General features: G+C 60.4%; 20 protein-coding genes. 11 read left to right on the top strand and 9 right to left on the bottom strand.

The annotated features are described in order from the left end of the window. The first annotated feature begins 150 nt into the window (after positions 1 to 150). Both ABQX22_RS19200 and ABQX22_RS19195 read left to right on the top strand, forming a co-directional pair. A complete protein-coding gene (locus tag ABQX22_RS19200; RefSeq protein ID WP_349801430.1) occupies positions 151 to 465 on the top strand; it encodes a hypothetical protein in 315 nt (104 codons plus the stop codon). After that, a complete protein-coding gene (locus ABQX22_RS19195; protein WP_349801429.1) occupies positions 465 to 752 on the top strand; it encodes a helix-turn-helix domain-containing protein in 288 nt (95 codons plus the stop codon). The genes ABQX22_RS19200 and ABQX22_RS19195 overlap by 1 nt, the downstream gene beginning before the upstream one ends. 124 nt (positions 753 to 876) lie before the next feature. On the opposite strand, the gene ABQX22_RS19190 is transcribed toward ABQX22_RS19195, so the two are convergent. Next, on the bottom strand, positions 877 to 1,311 hold the full coding sequence (locus ABQX22_RS19190; RefSeq protein WP_349801428.1) for a DNA transfer protein p32: 435 nt from the start codon (positions 1,309 to 1,311) through the stop codon (positions 877 to 879). Between the two features lie 117 nt (positions 1,312 to 1,428). Beyond that, positions 1,429 to 1,623 (bottom strand): hypothetical protein, encoded by a 195-nt coding sequence (locus tag ABQX22_RS19185; RefSeq protein ID WP_349801427.1) that lies wholly within the window; start codon positions 1,621 to 1,623, stop codon positions 1,429 to 1,431. Positions 1,624 to 1,889: 266 nt separating this feature from the next. On the opposite strand from ABQX22_RS19185, the gene ABQX22_RS19180 reads away from it, so the two are divergent. Continuing rightward, positions 1,890 to 2,900: a DUF4917 family protein gene (locus ABQX22_RS19180; RefSeq protein ID WP_349801426.1), complete on the top strand. Its 1,011-nt coding sequence runs from the start codon at positions 1,890 to 1,892 to the stop codon at positions 2,898 to 2,900. A 105-nt stretch (positions 2,901 to 3,005) separates the two neighbouring features. On the opposite strand, the gene ABQX22_RS19175 is transcribed toward ABQX22_RS19180, so the two are convergent. Further along, positions 3,006 to 3,236 (bottom strand): hypothetical protein, encoded by a 231-nt coding sequence (locus ABQX22_RS19175; RefSeq protein ID WP_349801425.1) that lies wholly within the window; start codon positions 3,234 to 3,236, stop codon positions 3,006 to 3,008. Between the two features lie 246 nt (positions 3,237 to 3,482). On the opposite strand from ABQX22_RS19175, the gene ABQX22_RS19170 reads away from it, so the two are divergent. Next, positions 3,483 to 4,382: a DMT family transporter gene (locus ABQX22_RS19170; RefSeq protein WP_349801424.1), complete on the top strand. Its 900-nt coding sequence runs from the start codon at positions 3,483 to 3,485 to the stop codon at positions 4,380 to 4,382. On the opposite strand, the gene ABQX22_RS19165 is transcribed toward ABQX22_RS19170, so the two are convergent. The 4 genes from ABQX22_RS19165 to ABQX22_RS19150 form a co-directional block, all read right to left on the bottom strand. Further along, on the bottom strand, positions 4,379 to 5,593 hold the full coding sequence (locus ABQX22_RS19165) for a class I SAM-dependent methyltransferase (protein WP_349801423.1): 1,215 nt from the start codon (positions 5,591 to 5,593) through the stop codon (positions 4,379 to 4,381). The two genes, ABQX22_RS19170 and ABQX22_RS19165, sit on opposite strands and share 4 nt — an antisense overlap. 232 nt (positions 5,594 to 5,825) lie before the next feature. Beyond that, entirely contained in the window at positions 5,826 to 6,443 is a 618-nt protein-coding gene (locus ABQX22_RS19160; RefSeq protein WP_349801422.1) for a TPM domain-containing protein, read from the bottom strand. A gap of 28 nt (positions 6,444 to 6,471) precedes the next feature. Next, positions 6,472 to 7,248, bottom strand: a complete 777-nt coding sequence (locus tag ABQX22_RS19155) for a TPM domain-containing protein (RefSeq protein WP_349801421.1) — start codon at positions 7,246 to 7,248, stop codon at positions 6,472 to 6,474. Next, a complete protein-coding gene (locus ABQX22_RS19150) occupies positions 7,248 to 7,871 on the bottom strand; it encodes a LemA family protein (protein WP_349801420.1) in 624 nt (207 codons plus the stop codon). The genes ABQX22_RS19155 and ABQX22_RS19150 overlap by 1 nt, the downstream gene beginning before the upstream one ends. A 285-nt stretch (positions 7,872 to 8,156) precedes the next feature. Here ABQX22_RS19150 and bglX point away from each other — a divergent pair, with 285 nt between their 5' ends. From bglX to ABQX22_RS19115, 7 genes are all read left to right on the top strand, one after another. Continuing rightward, on the top strand, positions 8,157 to 10,448 hold the full coding sequence (bglX, locus tag ABQX22_RS19145) for a beta-glucosidase BglX (RefSeq protein WP_349801419.1): 2,292 nt from the start codon (positions 8,157 to 8,159) through the stop codon (positions 10,446 to 10,448). 128 nt (positions 10,449 to 10,576) lie between these two features. Continuing rightward, positions 10,577 to 12,343: an ATP-binding protein gene (locus ABQX22_RS19140; RefSeq protein ID WP_349801418.1), complete on the top strand. Its 1,767-nt coding sequence runs from the start codon at positions 10,577 to 10,579 to the stop codon at positions 12,341 to 12,343. Continuing rightward, positions 12,328 to 13,656, top strand: a complete 1,329-nt coding sequence (locus ABQX22_RS19135) for a sigma-54-dependent transcriptional regulator (protein ID WP_349801417.1) — start codon at positions 12,328 to 12,330, stop codon at positions 13,654 to 13,656. The genes ABQX22_RS19140 and ABQX22_RS19135 overlap by 16 nt, the downstream gene beginning before the upstream one ends. 284 nt (positions 13,657 to 13,940) lie before the next feature. After that, complete coding sequence (locus ABQX22_RS19130) at positions 13,941 to 15,263, top strand: MFS transporter (RefSeq protein WP_349801416.1); 1,323 nt, start codon at positions 13,941 to 13,943, stop codon at positions 15,261 to 15,263. A 224-nt stretch (positions 15,264 to 15,487) separates the two neighbouring features. After that, positions 15,488 to 15,991, top strand: a complete 504-nt coding sequence (locus ABQX22_RS19125; protein ID WP_349801415.1) for a hypothetical protein — start codon at positions 15,488 to 15,490, stop codon at positions 15,989 to 15,991. A gap of 409 nt (positions 15,992 to 16,400) precedes the next feature. Next, the gene (locus ABQX22_RS19120) at positions 16,401 to 16,802 is read left to right on the top strand and encodes a hypothetical protein (RefSeq protein ID WP_349801414.1); all 402 of its coding nucleotides are present in this window, start codon (positions 16,401 to 16,403) and stop codon (positions 16,800 to 16,802) included. A gap of 178 nt (positions 16,803 to 16,980) precedes the next feature. Then, on the top strand, positions 16,981 to 17,604 hold the full coding sequence (locus ABQX22_RS19115) for a flavin reductase family protein (RefSeq protein WP_349801413.1): 624 nt from the start codon (positions 16,981 to 16,983) through the stop codon (positions 17,602 to 17,604). Here ABQX22_RS19115 and ABQX22_RS19110 read toward each other — a convergent pair whose 3' ends face one another. Together ABQX22_RS19110 and ABQX22_RS26985 are read right to left on the bottom strand one after the other, a co-directional pair. Then, complete coding sequence (locus ABQX22_RS19110) at positions 17,605 to 17,844, bottom strand: hypothetical protein (RefSeq protein ID WP_349801412.1); 240 nt, start codon at positions 17,842 to 17,844, stop codon at positions 17,605 to 17,607. It lies immediately after the preceding gene. Positions 17,845 to 17,876: 32 nt separating this feature from the next. Next, positions 17,877 to 18,227: an antibiotic biosynthesis monooxygenase family protein gene (locus tag ABQX22_RS26985; protein ID WP_441005311.1), complete on the bottom strand. Its 351-nt coding sequence runs from the start codon at positions 18,225 to 18,227 to the stop codon at positions 17,877 to 17,879. Positions 18,228 to 18,337 lie beyond the last annotated feature (110 nt).

Below are 18,337 nucleotides of genomic sequence, written 5' to 3'. Positions count from 1 at the left end.
TCCTGCCGTCACCCGACGCAAATGCGCGCCCGATAGCAAAAGGATCACGGCTGAACACGAACCATCGCCAAAACGGGATCCCCAGTGTTGATCATTGTCAGGCGACAACCTAGAATTCCCCGTACGCCAATGACGCATAGCAGGGACTGCATGATCTTCATCGAAACACCGGTTTTCACCGCTCAGCTCAAGGATCATTTGGATGATGAAGAATACAGGGCACTACAAGGACATCTTGCTGAACAGCCTCAGTGCGGCGCTTTGATTGAGGGAACAGGAGGGTTGAGAAAGGTACGCTGGGCAGCGAACGGCAAGGGAAAACGTGGAGGCGTCCGCGTGATTTACTATCACCTCAGCGCCGCCTATCAGATCCGAATGCTACTGATCTACCGGAAAGGCATCCTGGATTCCTTGACCGACGACCAGAAGGCGCAGCTTCGCGCTATCAACAAAGGGTGGAAATGATGGACAAAGATCTTTTTGGTCGTCTGGTGGAAAGCATGACGCAGATGGATGAGATCGCGCGGGGGGAGCGTCAACCGTCTCGTGAATTCCATATCGACGCGTTCCAGGTAAAGGCGATTCGTCTCGCAACCGGGCTGTCCCAGGCAAGCTTTGCCAAGCGCATTGATGTTGCCGTAGGCACGCTTCGTAACTGGGAACAGGGGCGCCGCGAGCCAGAGGGACCTGCCCGTGCGTTGCTCAGAGCGATTCACAACGATCCGGAACATGTGCTTGCTGCATTGAGTTAGGGGCCAGAAGATCCACGCATCATGGGTGCATTGCCCTCCCCGGCAGAGCACAAAAAAACCGGCCTCTTCAGAGCCGGTTTTTTATGGGTCGGATGTCCATCCGAACCCGGCATGCAATCAGCGGTTACCGATGACTGCGTTTGTGCCGTTTGTTCTTGGAGCTGTGGCCATCGCTGCCACCAAGGTTGTTGCCGACCGCGCCGCCCGCTGCGCCGCCCAGGCCTGCGCCGATGGTGGCGCCGGTCGAGCCGCCAAGCTGGTTACCAATCAATGAACCACCGGCTGAACCGAGCCCGCCACCCACCGCACCTTGCACACGATTGCCGTTCTTGGCGCCTACCGCGCCGCCGGCTGCCCCGCCAAGACCTGCACCGACTGCCGCGGCGGTGCTGCCGCCCATTTGCTGACCCAGCACGTTACCCAACGCACCGCCCAGGCCGCCGCCTACTGCTGCCGTGCCATCGCCCGCAGCAAAAGCCGCCTGGGACATCGCGAGGGTCAAGGCTAAAACGGAAAGTGTACTGCGCATGATGACGATCTCTATTGAGGTTGATGGCATTCTGCTTCCTTACGTCGGACAGGGCAATGCGCGTCTGAATTCACCGATGTCCGGTATCAATTCTGAAACACAATGTAAAAAGCCTCGGCAATACCGAGGCTCTAACTGTCGCCCCGCTCATCGGCGGGCGCGTGTTTCAGGTGCCGCGCGTTCCTTGAAGCCCGGGAGCGCAGCGGCGAATGCCATCGCTTCCTCTTTGGTGCCGAACGACCCCAGTCGGTCACTGGGTGTGCAGACCCGCCAGGGGCCGTTATTGACGTTGATCACTTCATAGCCATTGAGGCACATCTTGTTCAGTATCGGCGTGCTCATGGGCACCTCCCGTTATTGTCGTTGTGCAGCGGATATCTGGTTACCTGCGCCCCGCCACGCCTGGCCGGCATGACGACGCGATACATGCTGCGATGGATCGGGCAGGCAGCTCATTTTTAGAGGAGGACGGCAATGCCGGGTTCGAATTATTTTGAACCGCGCGTCGTGCAGGCCTGTCGTTGACAATGTCGGGCGGGGTTCCTATAAGTCGTCCCCCATTCCAGGGTGCCGGCCTTGCCCTCTAACACTGATAGCGAAGCGAGAAAATGGAACACACTGATTTTGACGCTGCGCTTGCGCACTGGAACGATGTGCAGAGCACCACGCCCTGCTCCGGGCTGCTGCTGGGCAATGGCGCCAGTCTCGCGGTATGGAAGCAATTTACGTATGACTCGCTGTTCGAGCTGGCGCAGACCACGCGCAACAAGCCGCTGAGCCCGACCGAGCTTGCGTTGTTCAAAACCATGGAGACGACCAACTTCGAACCCGTGCTGAGCGCGCTCAAGACGTCCATAAGGGTCAATGCCGCGCTGACCATCAGCTCGTCTTCGCCGCGCAATCGCTACTTCGCGATCAAGGAAGCCCTGATCCACGGCGTGCGCTCCGTGCATATCCCGTGGCGATTGATGGAGCAAGCGACGTTGCTGGCCATCAGCGAGGCCCTGAGCCAATACGACACGGTGTACTCAACCAACTACGATTTGCTCGCCTACTGGGCGGCGATGCACGGACAGGCGCGGTTCGATGATCTGTTCGCCGACGATGCCACGTTCAACCTGCACCACACCAACGCCGAAGGGACGCGACTGCTTTACCTGCATGGCGGGATGCATCTGGTGAAAAACTTCGACGGCAGCGCGCGCAAATTGCTGTCCTCGGAAAGCACGCTGCTCGGCAGTTTTGCCGTCAACGCGCTGGACGATGTGCCCCTGTTCGTCTGTGAAGGCAGCAGCGAGGAGAAGCTCAAAGTCATCCGCGGGTCGGACTATCTGTCCTTCTGCCATGCACAACTGGCGCGTCACGAAGGTCCGCTGTGCATCTTCGGCCACGCGTTGGGCAAGCAGGATCGTCACATTGTCGACGCGGTCCGCGCAGCTGAACCCAAGGCCCTCGCCATCTCGGTATTGCCCCGCAGCGAATCCTTCATCCAGCACCAGAAACGGCATTACACGGCACTGTTCGCAGGGCTGGACGTGGAACTGAAGTTTTTCGATGCCAAGACGCATCCGCTGGGGGATGGTGACTTTCTGGTGCCGGTTGCGAGGCTGAAGGTGTGACGCTGATGGGGACGGGCTGATCAATTTTCAATTTATAGTGAGGCGGGGTGTACGACTGCGCCACCCCAGCCCGACTGACGCTCCAATTCTACCCATTCCCCGTTTTCACTCGTTACCTTGCCCGGACGTCGCGGCCACAACCGCGTTGCCCGATGCGCTTTTGTTGGCGCCGTTTGCGACGGGCCCGGTCGACAGGCGCACGCTGCTCAGTACTGCGAGCCGATCATTGCTGGTAGCCGCCGCGACCCGGCTGCCCCACTGCGCGGCGACTGTCGCCAGCCAGGCGAACAGGAAGACGACGACCGCTTGTAAAGCCCATTTTCCGATGATCGACATGGTGTTTCTCCTGGCTGATGGCAGTGGCGCGATTTTGACCAAAGCGTGTTGCAGTCAGGTTGCATTCAAGTTTCGAACCACTATTGGGGAAGAAACACAAAAAGTTCGCGACTCGTTCTGAAAGCTAACGGGAATGCCTCCTACAAAGTGTACGGATGATTCTGTCGACAGCTGTAAAGGAGACGCCACGCTTGAGTGTGGCTAGATGGGTGCCCGTTTCTCACTCATAACAACAAGGCCTGCGCCATGATGTCCTCTCGCGAAAACACCGGAATGATCCTCGGCCTGATCGGGGTGGTGATCTTCAGTCTTACGCTGCCCATGACACGCGTGGTGGTTCAGGAAGTTCATCCGCTGCTCAACGGCCTGGGCCGTGCGCTGGTGGCGGCGATTCCGGCGGCGGCGCTGTTGCTCTGGCGCCGCGAGAAGTGGCCGACCTGGCCGCAGTTCAGAGGATTGATGTTGGTTGCGTTGGGCGTGATCATCGGTTTTCCGGTGTTGTCCGCCTGGGCAATGAAGACGCTCCCCTCCTCCCATGGCGCGTTGGTCAACGGTCTGCAGCCTCTGTTGGTGGCCCTTTACGCGGCGTGGCTGTCTCACGAACGCCCGTCGAAAGCGTTCTGGGGTTGCGCGGCATTGGGCAGCGCGCTGGTGCTCAGTTATGCGCTGATCAGCGGCGCAGGGAGTATTCAGGCGGGGGATTTCTGGATGCTCGCGGCCATTGCCTTTGGCGGCCTGGGCTATGCCGAGGGCGGACGCCTGGCCAAACAGATGGGCGGATGGCAAGTGATTTGCTGGGCGCTGGTGCTGTCGAGCCCGCTTTTGCTGGTGCCGGTGGTGTATCTGGCGTCACAGCATCAGGGGCCGATCTCGACGGGCGCATGGTGGGCCTTCGGTTACGTGTCGCTGTTTTCGCAATTCATCGGCTTTTTTGCCTGGTACGCCGGGCTGGCCATGGGTGGCATCGCCCGGGTGAGCCAGATTCAGCTGGTGCAGATCTTCTTCACCATGGCGTTTTCAGCGCTGTTCTTCGGCGAACACATCGACCCCATCACGTGGCTGTTCGCCGGCGGCGTCATCGTGACCGTGATGCTGGGACGCAAGACCGCCGTCATCGCGCCCCAGCCGGTCCGGACATCGATCTAGATCAGCGCATCGGCCCGGAGCAGGGTCTCCAGACACTGCTCCTGAATCGCGTAGAAGGCTTTCAGTTCCTGGATCCTGGCCAGCAACGGGGCAGGATCCACCGGCGTGGCGCGCTTGACCGCCAGAATCATTTTGTTCTTGTTGGTGTGTTCCAGTGAAATGAACTCGAACACTTTGGTCTCGTACCCGCAGGCCTCCAGCAACAGCGCGCGCAACGCATCGGTGACCATCTCGGCCTGCTGGCCCATGTGCAAGCCGTATTGCAGCATCGGCCGCAACAGGGTCGGGCTTTGAATCTGCAAGCGGATCTGTTTGTGGCAGCACGGCGAACACATGATGATCGACGCGCCGGAACGTATGCCGGTGTGGATCGCGTAGTCAGTGGCGATGTCGCAGGCGTGCAGCGCAATCATCACGTCCAGTTCGCTGGGCGCCACCGAGCGCACGTCGCCATGCTTGAACACCAGCCCGGGATGTTCCAGTTGCGCGGCGGCGTTGTTGCACAACGTGACCATGTCCTCGCGCAGTTCGACACCGGTCACCTGCCCCTCGGCCTGCAACGTGTTGCGCAGGTAATCGTGGATCGCGAACGTGAGGTAGCCCTTGCCCGAGCCGAAGTCTGCCACCGTCACGGGCTGATCCAGCTTGATCGGGGATGACGCCAGGGCGTGGGAAAACACCTCGATGAACTTGTTGATCTGCTTCCATTTGCGCGACATGGCCGGGATCAACTCGTGCTGCTTGTTGGTCACGCCCAGGTCGGTGAGGAACGGCCGGCTCAATTCCAGGTAGCGCTTCTTCTCGCGATCATGCTCAGCGGAAGGCGCCTCACGCGACTGCTGAGCCTTGTTGCGGAACAGCGAGCTTTTGCCCTTCTTGCTGAATTCCAGCTGAACTTCGTCGGTGAGCGACAGCAAATGCGCGTTCTTGAACGACTCGGGCAGCAGCTCGGCAATCAGCGTTTGGGCTTCGGTCAGCGGGAAGTTCTTGGTGATGTCGCGGGTCTTGTAGCGATAGACGAAGGACAGGCAGGGCTGATCCTTGACGGTCAGCGGCTTGATGATCACCCGTTGCAGCTGCGCCTCGGCGCCGACGTATTTGGCCAGCACCAGCTTGATCAGCGAGTTTTGCATCAGGCAGGTGTCGAGCAGGCTCAGAAACTGAGCGCGGTGATCCGGCGCGGGCTGGGCGTTGGGTGCAGTGACGGACATCGGGTGAAGCCTCGGGGAGCTGAAAATGCGAGGCGGGTATTTTAGGCGGGTTGAGCGGATGGGGTGGATTTAATTATGTATTGCCGACGGTTCGCGTATCGCAAATCCGCCGTACCCCCTGTAGGAGCGCGCTTGCCCGCGAATGCGTCGTGTCAATCGATGACCCTGACGCTGAAAAAACCTATCGCGGGCAAGCGCGCTCCTACAAAGTCCGCAGCAAACGTCCGCGGCATCAATCCAGAATGATTAACCGATTCGGCAGCTCATTGCGCGCATGGGTCACCGGCACGTGCTCGGTCAGCAACTGGCCACACGCCTGGATGCAGCCGAGAAACCCTTCCAGCGTTTTGCCATCGCGCACGTTCTGCGTGAACACGTCCACCATCCCCCGCCAGACCTGATCATCCACCCGGTGGGAGATACCGTGATCCACGAGGATTTCCACGTACCGTTCAGCCTCGCTGACGAAAATCAAAATCCCGGTGCCGCCTACCGTCTTGTGCAGGTTCTGCTCCAGAAACTGCCGACGTGCCAGGTTTCCCGCGCGCCAATGCCGGACGCGTTCCGGCACCAGTCGACTGGTCACCGCCTGCAACCGGCAGATCACCGCGACCACGATGAACGTGCCGATTTGCGTCATCAGCAACTGATTGGCGTCCAGCCAGCCACCGTAGACGTTGATCAACCCCGGCAGCAGCAACGCCACCAGCCCCGCCCAAATCAAGGGCACGTAGGTGTAATCGTCAGCCGACCCCGCCAGCACGGTCACCAGCTCCGCGTCGGTGGTGCGCTCCACGTGGTCGATCGCCTCGGCGACCTGCCGTTGTTCTGCTTTATTGAGTAGCGACATGTCGTGCAAATCCCTGTTGAGCTATCAATTACCAACTGCCAGACGCGCCACCGCCACCAAAACTGCCGCCGCCGCCACTGAATCCGCCGCCGCCTGACCCGCCGCCACCGCCACGTGAACCCATGCCGCTCAGTCCACCCAGCACCGCGCCGGTAAGAAAACCGCCGCCGCCACCGCCTCGGCCGCCACGTCCGCCTCTCATGTTGAGGAAGATAAAAATCACCAGCACGACCAGAAAGCCCAGGCTCTGCCAGGTGGAACCTGACGATTCAGCGCTGCCCGTGGCCCCTGCGGCAGGTTCGGCCAGCGGGTCACCGCCCAACACCTGCACCATGGCTTCGGCGCCCTGGGTGATGCCGCCGACGAAATCGCCCTTCTTGAACGCAGGCGTGATGATCTGGTTGATGATCACCGACGATTGCGCGTCCGTCAGGCGCTCCTCCAGGCCGTAGCCGACTTCAAGGCGGACCTTGCGGTCGTCCTTGGCGACAATCAGCAACGCGCCGTTGTCCTTGTCCTTCTGCCCGATCCCCCAATGCCGGCCGAGCTGATAGCCGTAATCCTCGATGCTGGTGCCCTGCAGGTTCGGCACCGTGACCACCACCACTTGCTCGGTGGTCAGCTGTTGATGCGCCTTGAGCATCTGCGACAGGTGCTCGATGCTCTGGGCATCGAGCATGCCAGCGGTGTCGACGACTTGCCCGGTCAGGGCCGGAAAGCTCAGCGCTGCGTGGGCGGGCATGACAACGCCGACCGCACACAACCACAAAGCGGCGAACTGCACGACCCGTCGCAGCGCGCGCATCAGAACTTCACTTGCGGAGCTTTATCCGCGTCGGCGGCAGTGGCTTCGAAGTTAGGTCGGATCGGCAGATCGCTGTACATCACGGTGTGCCAGAGGCGGCCCGGGAAGGTGCGGATTTCGGTGTTGTAGCGCTCAACCGAGGCGATGAAATCCTTGCGCGAGACCGCGATCCGGTTCTCGGTGCCTTCAAGCTGGGATTGCAGGGAGAGGAAGTTCTGGTTGGACTTGAGGTCCGGGTAGCGTTCGGACACCACCATCAAACGGCTCAGTGCGCCGGTCAGCTGACCCTGGGCGTCCTGAAACTGCTTGAGCTTGGCCGGGTCGTTGAGGGTTGTGGCATCGACCTGGATCGACGTCGCCTTGGCCCGTGCTTCGATCACGGCGGTCAGCGTGTCCTGTTCCTGTTTGGCGTAGCCCTTGACCGTTTCCACCAGATTGGGGATCAGGTCGGCGCGGCGCTGGTATTGGTTCTGTACTTGCGCCCAGGCGGCCTTCACCTGCTCGTCGTACGTCGGAATATTGTTGATGCCGCAGCCGGAAAGAAAGGTGCTCATCACCATCAGCAGGATGAGTGACAATTTGTAACGATAGCTCCGGAACTGCTCGCAGCGGTGTGATTGCATGGTCTTGATGCTCCCTAATAAGTAGTAGAAATGTCTTCCGATCAGATATGACTTTAGCCAAATCAGACGATCACCGGCATAATCTCGCCCCAACTGCTGTCAGGGTGCTGGATTGCCAAGCGGCAATCAGATAAAACTTGCTGCGCTACAGATACCCTATCGGCATCAAGAGTTCAGCGACCGCTTCGTCCTGATGACAATAAAAGCCGAAGGTTTGAACCCCGAACATAATGGCCGCCCGGTATTACGTGTGAGTTGCCGGCCAACGCCTTGAGAAAATCATTCATGAATAAGCTGTGTTTACTGGGTCTTTTCATCGGTCTGGCCAGCCAATCTGTGCTTGCTGCCAGCACCGACGCTGATGTTACGAAGTTGCAGGCCAAGAATGCCTTCATCGCCAAATTGATGAAGCAGATGACCCTCGATGAAAAGATCGGGCAACTGCGCCTTATCAGCATTGGCCCGGAAATGCCCAGAGAGGCCATTCTCAAGGAAATCGCTGCGGGCCGAATCGGCGGCACGTTCAATTCCGTCGTCCTGCCGGACAACCGCGCGATGCAAGACGCCGCTGTCGCCCACAGCCGCATGAAAATCCCGATGTTCTTCGCGTACGACGTGGTTCACGGTCAACGCACCGTGTTCCCCATCAGCCTGGGCCTTGCGGCCAGCTGGGACATGGACGCCATCACCCAGACCGGCCGGATTTCTGCCATCGAAGCAGCGGCCGATGGCCTGGACATGACTTTTGCGCCCATGGTCGACATCACCCGCGATGCCCGCTGGGGCCGCAGTTCCGAAGGCTTCGGCGAAGACACTTATCTGGTGTCGCGCATCTCCAGCACCATCACCCGCGCCTTTCAGGGCAGCAGCACCCAGGCGCCGGACAGCATCATGGCCGCCGTCAAACACTTCGCCCTGTACGGCGCGGTCGAAGGCGGTCGCGACTACAACACCGTGGACATGAGCCCGACGCGCATGCGCCAGGATTATCTGCCGCCCTACCGCGCCGCCATCGATGCCGGTGCGGGCGGCGTCATGGTTGCGCTGAACTCGATCAACGGCGTGCCGGCCACGGCCAACGCCTGGCTGCTGCAGGATGTGCTGCGCAAGGAATGGGGTTTCAAAGGCGTCACGGTCAGCGACCACGGCGCCATCAAGGAACTGATCGACCACGGTATCGCCAAGGACTTCCGCGAAGCCGCGAAACTGGCGATCAAGGCCGGCGTCGACCTGAGCATGAACGACAAGGCGTATGGCGAAGAGCTGCCTGACCTGGTGAAGACCGGCGAAGTGTCGATCAAGGACGTCGATAACGCGGTGCGCGAAGTGCTGGGCGCGAAGTGGGAAATGGGCCTGTTTGCCAGCCCGTTCCTGCGCATCGGCGATGCCGCCAACGACCCGATCGATCGCAATGCGGAAAGCCGCCTGCACCGTGACGCCGCGCGCGACGTTGCGCGCAAGAGCATCGTGCTGCTGAAAAACGCCAACGAAACACTGCCGCTCAAGAAGCAAGGCACCATCGCTGTCATCGGTCCGCTGGCCAAAAGCTCGCTGGACATGATGGGCAGCTGGTCGGCAGCGGGTCTGGCGCGTCAAACCGTCAGCGCGTATGACGGCCTGGCCAACGCCGTGGGCGACAAGGCCAAACTGGTGTTCGCAGTGGGCGCCAACGTCACCGACAACCAGGAAGCCATCAACTACCTGAACAACATGGACGACAAGATCGGCGTCGATCCGCGTCCGGCTCAGGAGATGATCGACGAAGCGGTCAAAGTGGCGCAGCAGTCCGACGTGATCGTCGCGGTGGTGGGTGAATCCCGCAACATGTCCCATGAAGCGGCAAGCCGTGTGGACATCGTGATTCCGGGTCGTCAGCGTGATCTGATCAAGGCGCTCAAAGCCACTGGCAAACCGTTGGTGCTGGTCCTGATGAACGGCCGCCCCTTGGCGCTTGGTCCGGAAAACGAGATGGCGGATGCAATGGTCGAGAGCTGGTTCCTCGGCACTGAAGGCGGTAACGCGCTGGCCGACGTGCTGTTCGGCGACTACAACCCGTCGGGCAAGCTGGCCATGACCTTCCCGCGCTCGGTCGGTCAGGTGCCGTCCTACTACAACCACCTGAACACCGGCCGCCCTTACCGAGTGAATGATTCGAACTACACCTCGAACTACTTCGAGGAACCGACCGGCCCGCTGTTCGCCTTCGGTTACGGTTTGAGCTACACCCAGTTCAGCGTCTCGGACGTGAAACTGTCTGCCGGCCAGATGACCCGCAAGGACAAACTGACCGCCAGCGTGACTGTCAAGAACACCGGCAAGGTCGCCGGCGCCACCGTGGTTCAGCTTTACCTGCGCGATCTGGCGGCCTCCATCAGCCGTCCGGTCAAAGAGCTGAAAAACTTCGAGAAAGTCATGCTCCAGCCAGGCGAAGAGAAGGTCGTGACCTTCACCCTGACCGAAGAGGACCTGAAGTTCGTCAACCCGTCGCTGAAGTACGCCGCTGAAGCGGGGGATTTCAAAGTGATGATCGGGCTGGATTCGGTGGACGTGAAAGAGGCGGGGCTCAAGCTGTTGTAACGACTCTGCGCTTTTGTAGGAGCGCGCTTGCCCGCGATGCGCTTGGTTGACCGACGCAATTGTATGGGATTCACCGACGTCATCGCGGGCAAGCGCGCTCCTACAGACGGGACTTCAAAAGGTCATTTATGCCGCGCAACACCCGCCTCTTCCTGTATGCAGCATTGATCCTCGCCGGCGCCGTGCTGGCGGCGACGCTGGCGATGCATCAGGCGCGGCGGCATGCGCTGGAAGATGACGCCAAGCGGGCTCACGATCAGCTGTCGCTGTACGCCAACACACTCCAGACCCTGATTGAACGCTACCGTGCCCTGCCCGCCGTACTGGCACTGGACCCGGAACTGCGCGCAGCGCTGAGCCAACCGGTCAGCCCCGACACCACCCAGGCGCTGAACCTCAAGCTCGAACAAATCAACGGCGCGGCCCAGTCCTCGACCCTCGAACTGCTCGACCACACCGGCCTCGCCGTCGGCGCCAGCAACTGGCGTCTGCCCAGCAGCTACGTCGGTCACAACTACGGCTTTCGGCCCTACTTCCAGCAAACCCAGGCCCAGGGCACCGGGCGTTTTTATGCCGTGGGCGTTACCAGCGGCATTCCCGGTTACTTCCTGTCCAACGCCGTTCGCGACGCAGAGGGCCGCTTCCTGGGGGCCATCGTGGTCAAGCTCGAATTCCCGGATCTGGAGCACGCCTGGGCGCAAGGCGACGATCTGTTGCTGGTCAGTGACGCCAAAGGCATCGTGTTCATCGCCAACCAGCCCGGCTGGCGATACCGGGCCTTGCGACCGCTGTCCGAACAGGATCACGCGCAGTTGAAGGCGACGCGGCAGTACGACAAGCAAGTGATCACGCCCCTTGAGCAACAGCCCCTGCAGACCTTCGACGACAACAGCCATTTCAGTCGCGTGCAGGCGCCGACCGGTCCTGCGGATTACCTCTGGCAAGCGTTGCCGTTAGTGCCCGAAGGCTGGACGCTGCACCTGTTGCGCAAGCCGCAGCCGGCCGCTGAAGATACGCGCAACGCCGCGCTGGCGGCGGCAGGCGCGTGGCTGACGCTGGTGTTCCTCGGGCTGTTTCTGTATCAGCGTTGGCGCTTGGCGCGGTTGCGTCAGCGCAGCCGCGAGGAACTGGAGCGTCTGGTGGAAGAGCGCACACGCGACCTGCAGACCGCCCAGGACGGTCTCGTGCAATCCACCAAACTGGCGGCACTGGGGCAGATGTCCGCCGCCCTCGCCCACGAAATCAATCAGCCCCTGACGGCCCAGCGCATGCAGCTGGAAACCGTGCGATTGCTGCTGGAGCACGGCCGCGTCGACGATGCCCGCAACGCCTTGACCCTGCTCGATCAACAATTGACGCGCATGGCCGCGCTCACCGGCCACCTGAAGACCTTCGCCCGCAAAAGCCCAAGCGGCCTGCGTGAGCGGCTGGACCTTGCGGCTGTCGTCGATCAGTCCTTGCTGCTGCTCGATGCCCGGCTGCGTGAGGAACGCGTCAGCTGTGTGCTGAATCTGACCCGTCCGGCCTGGGTGCGCGGCGATGCGATTCGCCTGGAGCAAGTGCTGATCAACCTGCTGCGCAACGCCCTGGATGCCATGAGCGACAAACCGCTCAAGCGCCTGGAAATCTCCATCGACCCACACGGCGACACCTGGCGCCTGAGCGTTGCCGACAGTGGCGGCGGAATTGCCGAGGCGCATCTGGCCAATATTTTCGACCCGTTCTTCACCACCAAGCCGGTTGGCGACGGACTCGGCCTGGGGCTGGCGGTGTCCTACGCCATCGTCCATGAACTCGGGGGCCGTCTGACAGCCGGTAATCTGGAGGCCGGCGCGCTGTTTTCCTTTTGCTTGCCCAACGCTTCGGAGACTGAGCCTGCATGTTCAATTCGGTGATTGTGGTCGATGACGAAGCGCCCATCCGCGAAGCCGTGGAGCAATGGCTGACGCTGTCCGGGTTCAATGTGCAGCTGTATAGCCGTGCCGAAGATTGCCTGACCCATCTGCCGGATCACTTTCCGGGCGTGGTGCTCAGCGACGTGCGCATGCCGGGCATGAGCGGACTGGCCTTGTTGGCGCAGTTGCAGTCACGCGATGCCGACCTGCCGGTCATTCTGCTGACCGGCCATGGCGACGTCCCCATGGCGGTGGATGCCATGCGCGACGGTGCCTACGACTTTCTGGAGAAACCGTTCACCCCGCAAACCTTGATGAGCAGCCTGCGCCGTGCGCTGGAAAAACGCTCGCTGGTCCTTGAAAACCGACGGCTCACCGAGCACGCCGATGCCAGAACCCGACTGGATAGCACCTTGATCGGGTTGTCGCCCGGCATGCAGACCTTGCGCCGGCAGGTGCTGGATCTCGCCCCGCTCCCGGTCAATGTGGTGATTCGCGGCGAGACTGGCAGCGGCAAGGAACTGGTCGCCCGTTGCCTGCACGACTTCGGTCCACGGGCGAGCAAGCCGTTTGTGGCGCTCAATTGCGCGGCGATTCCCGAGCAGTTGTTCGAAGCCGAGCTGTTCGGCCACGAGAGTGGCGCGTTCACCGGCGCTCAGGGCAAGCGCATCGGCAAACTGGAATACGCTCATGGCGGCACCTTGTTTCTCGACGAGATCGAAAGCATGCCGCTGGCGCAACAGGTCAAGCTGTTACGGGTGATTCAGGACCGGCAGTTCGAGCGGCTGGGTTCCAACCACAGCATCGCCGTGGACCTGAGGATCATCGCGGCGACCAAGCCGGACCTGCTGGAAGAATCGCGTTCCGGGCGGTTCCGCGAAGACTTGGCGTATCGCTTGAATGTGGCGGAATTGCGCCTGCCGTCATTACGCGAGCGGCGCGAAGACATCCCCTCGCTGTTCAGCCACTTTGCCCACGCCGCCGCGCAACGCCTGGGCCGCAGTGCACCGGTGCTGAGCGGCGCGCAACTGAGCCATCTGCTCAGCCACGACTGGCCGGGCAATGTGCGGGAACTGGCGAACGCGGCGGAACGCCAGGTGCTGGGGCTGGACAATCCCGCCTCGGTCGAAGTCCCAGCCGGTCAGTCCCTCGCCGCGCAGCAGGAAGCCTTCGAAGCCCATTGCCTGCGCTCGGCCTTGACCCGGCACAAGGGCGACATCAAGGCGGTGCTCCATGAACTGCAACTGCCCCGCCGCACGCTGAATGAAAAGATGCAGCGGCATGGGTTGTTGCGCGAGATGTTTCTGGATTGAGCATGTGGCCCTCTCTGTAGGAGCGCGCTTGCCCGCGATTGCAATTTTGCTGCACCGCTTTCATCGACTGACACACCGCCATCGCGGGCAAGCGCGCTCCTACAGAAAACGGTGGCGTCGGCAGATCTCCGCTTACGCCCATGCACCCGATAAGCGGATTCCCGCTCATAAACTTCCTTAAACCCCTCTAAACCGGCCTTCTCTGCGCTGGCACAGCTCCTGCTATCACTCCTGCCAGATCGCGTGTGCGTTCTCTCTAAAAACAATGACTAGCAGGCACCCCCATGGACATCCCCAACTCTCTGTCAAAAGGGTCAGCGGCCACCCCGGTTGCTGAAAAAACCACCAAAAGTCGTCTGAAGTCTATTTTCAGCGGTTCGGTGGGCAACATGGTCGAGTGGTACGACTGGTACGTATACGCCGCCTTCTCGCTGTACTTCGCCAAGGTGTTCTTCCCCAAAGGCGACACCACCGCACAACTCCTCAACACCGCTGCCATTTTCGCCGTAGGCTTTCTGATGCGACCCATCGGCGGCTGGCTGATGGGGCTGTACGCCGACCGCAAGGGGCGCAAGGCGGCGCTGATGGCCTCGGTGCTGCTGATGTGCTTCGGCTCACTGATCATCGCCCTCACCCCCGGTTACGAGACCATTGGCGTCGGCGCACCGATCCTGCTGGTCTTCGCCCGCTTGCTGCAAGGCCTGTCGGTGGGCGGCGAATACGGCACCTCGGCGACCTATCTGTCCGAAATGGCCACCAAGGAACGGCGCGGCTTTTTCTCCAGCTTCCAGTACGTGACACTGATCTCCGGACAACTCATCGCGCTGGCTGTACTGATCGTCCTCCAGCAAACCCTGACCACCGAACAACTGACCGCGTGGGGCTGGCGTATCCCGTTCGCCATCGGCGCACTGTGTGCGGTGGTCGCGCTGTTCCTGCGCCGTGGCATGGAAGAAACCGAGTCGTTCACGCGCAAGAAGGACAAACCCAAGGAAAGCCTGATGCGCACGCTGATGCGTCATCCCAAGGAGTTGATGACGGTCGTCGGCCTGACCATGGGCGGCACCCTGGCGTTCTATACCTACACCACCTACATGCAGAAATACCTGGTGAACACCGTCGGCATGAGCATCACCGACTCCACCAGTATTTCGGCGGCGACGCTGTTCCTGTTCATGTTGCTGCAACCGGTGGTGGGCGCGCTGTCTGACAAGGTCGGGCGCCGCCCGATTCTGATTGCGTTCGGCGTACTGGGCACGCTGTGCACGGTGCCGATCCTGACCACGCTGCACACGGTGCAGAGCTGGTGGGGTGCGTTCTTCCTGATCATGGCGGCGTTGATCATCGTCAGCGGCTACACCTCGATCAACGCGGTGGTAAAGGCCGAGCTGTTCCCCACCGAGATCCGCGCGCTGGGCGTCGGCCTGCCGTATGCCTTGACCGTGTCGATTTTCGGCGGCACCGCTGAATACATCGCGCTGTGGTTCAAAAGCATCGGGATGGAGACCGGCTACTACTGGTACGTCACCGCCTGCATCGCCTGTTCCCTGCTGGTCTATGTGTTCATGAAGGACACCCGCAAGCACTCGCGCATCGAAACCGACTGAGTCAGATCGCCTGTTTCAGCCGAAAAACACGGGGCAGCCACGCAAGTGAGCTGCCCTTTTTTCACTGCCAGGGCAGCTAACCCGCTGAAAAGGAATGCAGTTTTCCTAGTATCAATTTGAGCGATGATCGCTAACAACAGGATTGAGTTCTTAATAATCCAGAGCCGAGTAAAGTTAACTCCATACCGAGTTACACACTAACTAATCGATCTGGAGCAACTACCATGAAAACTAACAAACTGATCTTCGGCCTGGCGTTCTCGATTCTGGCCAGCAGCGCTTTCGCACTTCCAAGTGTTGATGGCACTCACTACAACAACGCACCCATCGTTGCTGAAAACGGTTCTTCGCACACTAACATCGGCCGTGTTGCCGCTGACGGTTCCGATCGTGTAGGTGCTAATCGTGTGGCTGCTGATGGTGCTGACCGCGTAGGTGCCAACCGCGTTGCTGCTGATGGTGCTGACCGCGTAGGTGCAAACCGCGTTGCTGCTGACGGTGCTGACCGCGTAGGTGCCAACCGCGTTGCTGCTGATGGTGCTGACCGCGTAGGTGCAAACCGCGTGGCTGCTGACGGTTCCGACCATGTAGGTGCAAACCGCGTTGCTGCTGACGGTTCCGACCATGTTGGTGCAAACCGTGTCGCTGCTGATGGTTCGGACCATGTTGGTGCAAATCGTGTCGCAGCTGACGGCTCCGACCATGTTGGTGCAAATCGCCTGAGCTGATCAGCGATGTGCTTTACCCCCAGCCCGGCTTATGCCGGGCTTAATTTTGCCCAACGATAATCCAGCCACATGCCACGGCTCACACGGCTTCCTTCGATTTCGGCGGTCAGTCACGCTGCGTAAATCGCGCCAGCGGCACCTGCGCTATGTCAGCGTCCCTTCGCTCATTTCAAAATTCTAAACCACAAAATACATCCTACAGTCAAGAGGCGAATTTGCCTTATCAGCAAGAAAACGCCCCAATGCGGAACAGATTCGGCTGAAACGCTTTAAAACCGGGCGCTGCAGCCAACTATCATTTTTGGCGATGTTCGCTAGTAATCTTGTTAACTTCTCCTTAATCCCTGCGCGCGTAGACTTGCCTCCATACCGAGTTACCCAATTATTTAACTTTCTGGAGCAACTAATCATGAAAACCAACAAACTGATTTTTGGCCTTACTCTTTCAATCCTGGCATCGAGCGCCTTTGCTCTGCCGGTCACTGATACTCACTCTGTATTGAACGCAACTGTTGTTGCTGAAGGTGGTTCGTCACACACCAACGCCTCGCACACCGGTTCGTATCGCCAGGCTGCTGACGGTTCTGATCACGTTGGTGCCAACCGCCTGGCTGCTGACGGTGCTGATCGCGTCGGCAACAATCGTCAAGCCGCTGATGGTTCTGATCACGTTGGTGCCAACCGCCTCGCTGCTGACGGTGCTGATCGCGTCGGCAACAATCGTCAAGCCGCTGATGGTTCCGATCACGTCGGTGCCAACCGCCTGGCTGCTGACGGTGCCGATCGTGTTGGCAACAATCGCGTCAGCTAATAGCGTTCTGATTCACGTGTCCCCACTAGCCCGGCTTATGCCGGGCTTGATCATTTTCGGGGCCTGGCTTTTTGTGCAGCTAAATGCCGATCGGGCGGGTCAGAGCGGTGGAATCCATCGTCAATGCCTTGCACTATGACGACCACACCTTTGTCAGCAGCTTCTTCAGGAACGCGCCATGTCAGACGATATCCACTTTTACGAACCCGCCAACGGCCACGGGCTGCCACACGACCCGTTCAACGCGATCGTCGGGCCGCGCCCGATTGGCTGGATCTCGTCCCACGACGCCGAGGGCAAACTCAACCTTGCCCCGTACAGCTTCTTCAACGCCTTCAACTACATCCCGCCGATCATTGGTTTTTGCAGCGTCGGTCGCAAGGACAGCCTGAACAACATCGAGCAAACCGGCGAATTCGTCTGGAACCTGGCCACGCGCCCGCTGGCCGAACAGATGAACCTGAGCTGCGCACCGGTCGGCCCGGACGTGAACGAATTTGAATTGACCGGCCTGACCGCAGAACCGTCACGCATCGTGTCGGTACCACGGGTCAAGGAAACGCCGGTAGCCTTTGAATGCAAAGTGACGCAGATCATTCAGCTGCAACGCGCCGACAAAGCGCTAGTGCCGTCGTGGCTGATCCTGGGCGAGGTGGTGGCGGTGCATATCGCCAAGCGCTTGCTCAAGGACGGGATTTACGACACGGCCGCCGGCGAGCCCATCTTGCGCGGCGGCGGCCCGGCCGATTACTTCCAGCTGGGCCCCGAAGCGCTGTTCAAGATGTACCGGCCAACAGCCTGATCAGTCCAGGGCGAACAACAGCTCGCCTTCTGGCGTCACGTCGATCAGACGCTCCAGCTCCTGGACCGCGGCTTGATCGGCCTCCAGCGCAGTGGCGAAGGTCTGGTCCTTCAGCACGTGGTGAAACGTCGGTGCGCCGCCCGCGCCGATGCCTTTCACCGCGATGGCGGCGTTGTAGCGACCCTCGCGGGGAGACGCCGCGGAAACGGCTTCGAAGTGCTGAAATTCTTTGCGTGCCATGAGGGGACCCTGCTTGAGCTAAAGGCGGGGATCTAGACTGGCTCAGTCTGAAGGCGCGAGCTAGATCGCGAGGCCGTTGAAGGGCTAACGCAGACAAACGTCTGAAAATCGAAGCTATTGACGACGTGGCCGGCCACCAGCTCAGAAAAAACGGTCAGGTCAGGCGAGCAAAACCAATCCCTCATCGCCTGCTCGCCAGCCCATGTCCCGCTGAGCACCCAAAGATCGCCATCGGTCATGGACCGTTGCAAGGCAAAATGCAGACACCCCTGGGCGACTGAGGCTGAGGCTATCAATGTGCTGAGTACCGCACCCAGGTGCTCACTGCGTCCTGCGCTCGCTCGGGCGGTGATGTGGTGGCTCACAACGGAAGATCTGGACATGTCTGCTCTCCTTTGTTCAGCCGCATCCCGGCAGGTCGCGGTTGCGGCAGAACAGAAGATTAACGAGACACAGGCAAACCTCGGTAGCCGATTACTGCCCGGTTATTGCC

This window comes from Xanthomonas sp. WHRI 1810A (genome assembly GCF_040202885.1).
Classification (GTDB): Bacteria; Pseudomonadota; Gammaproteobacteria; order Pseudomonadales; family Pseudomonadaceae; genus Aquipseudomonas.
Note: the sequence above shows the minus strand (reverse complement) of the source record. Positions and strands in the feature narration are given on the sequence as shown.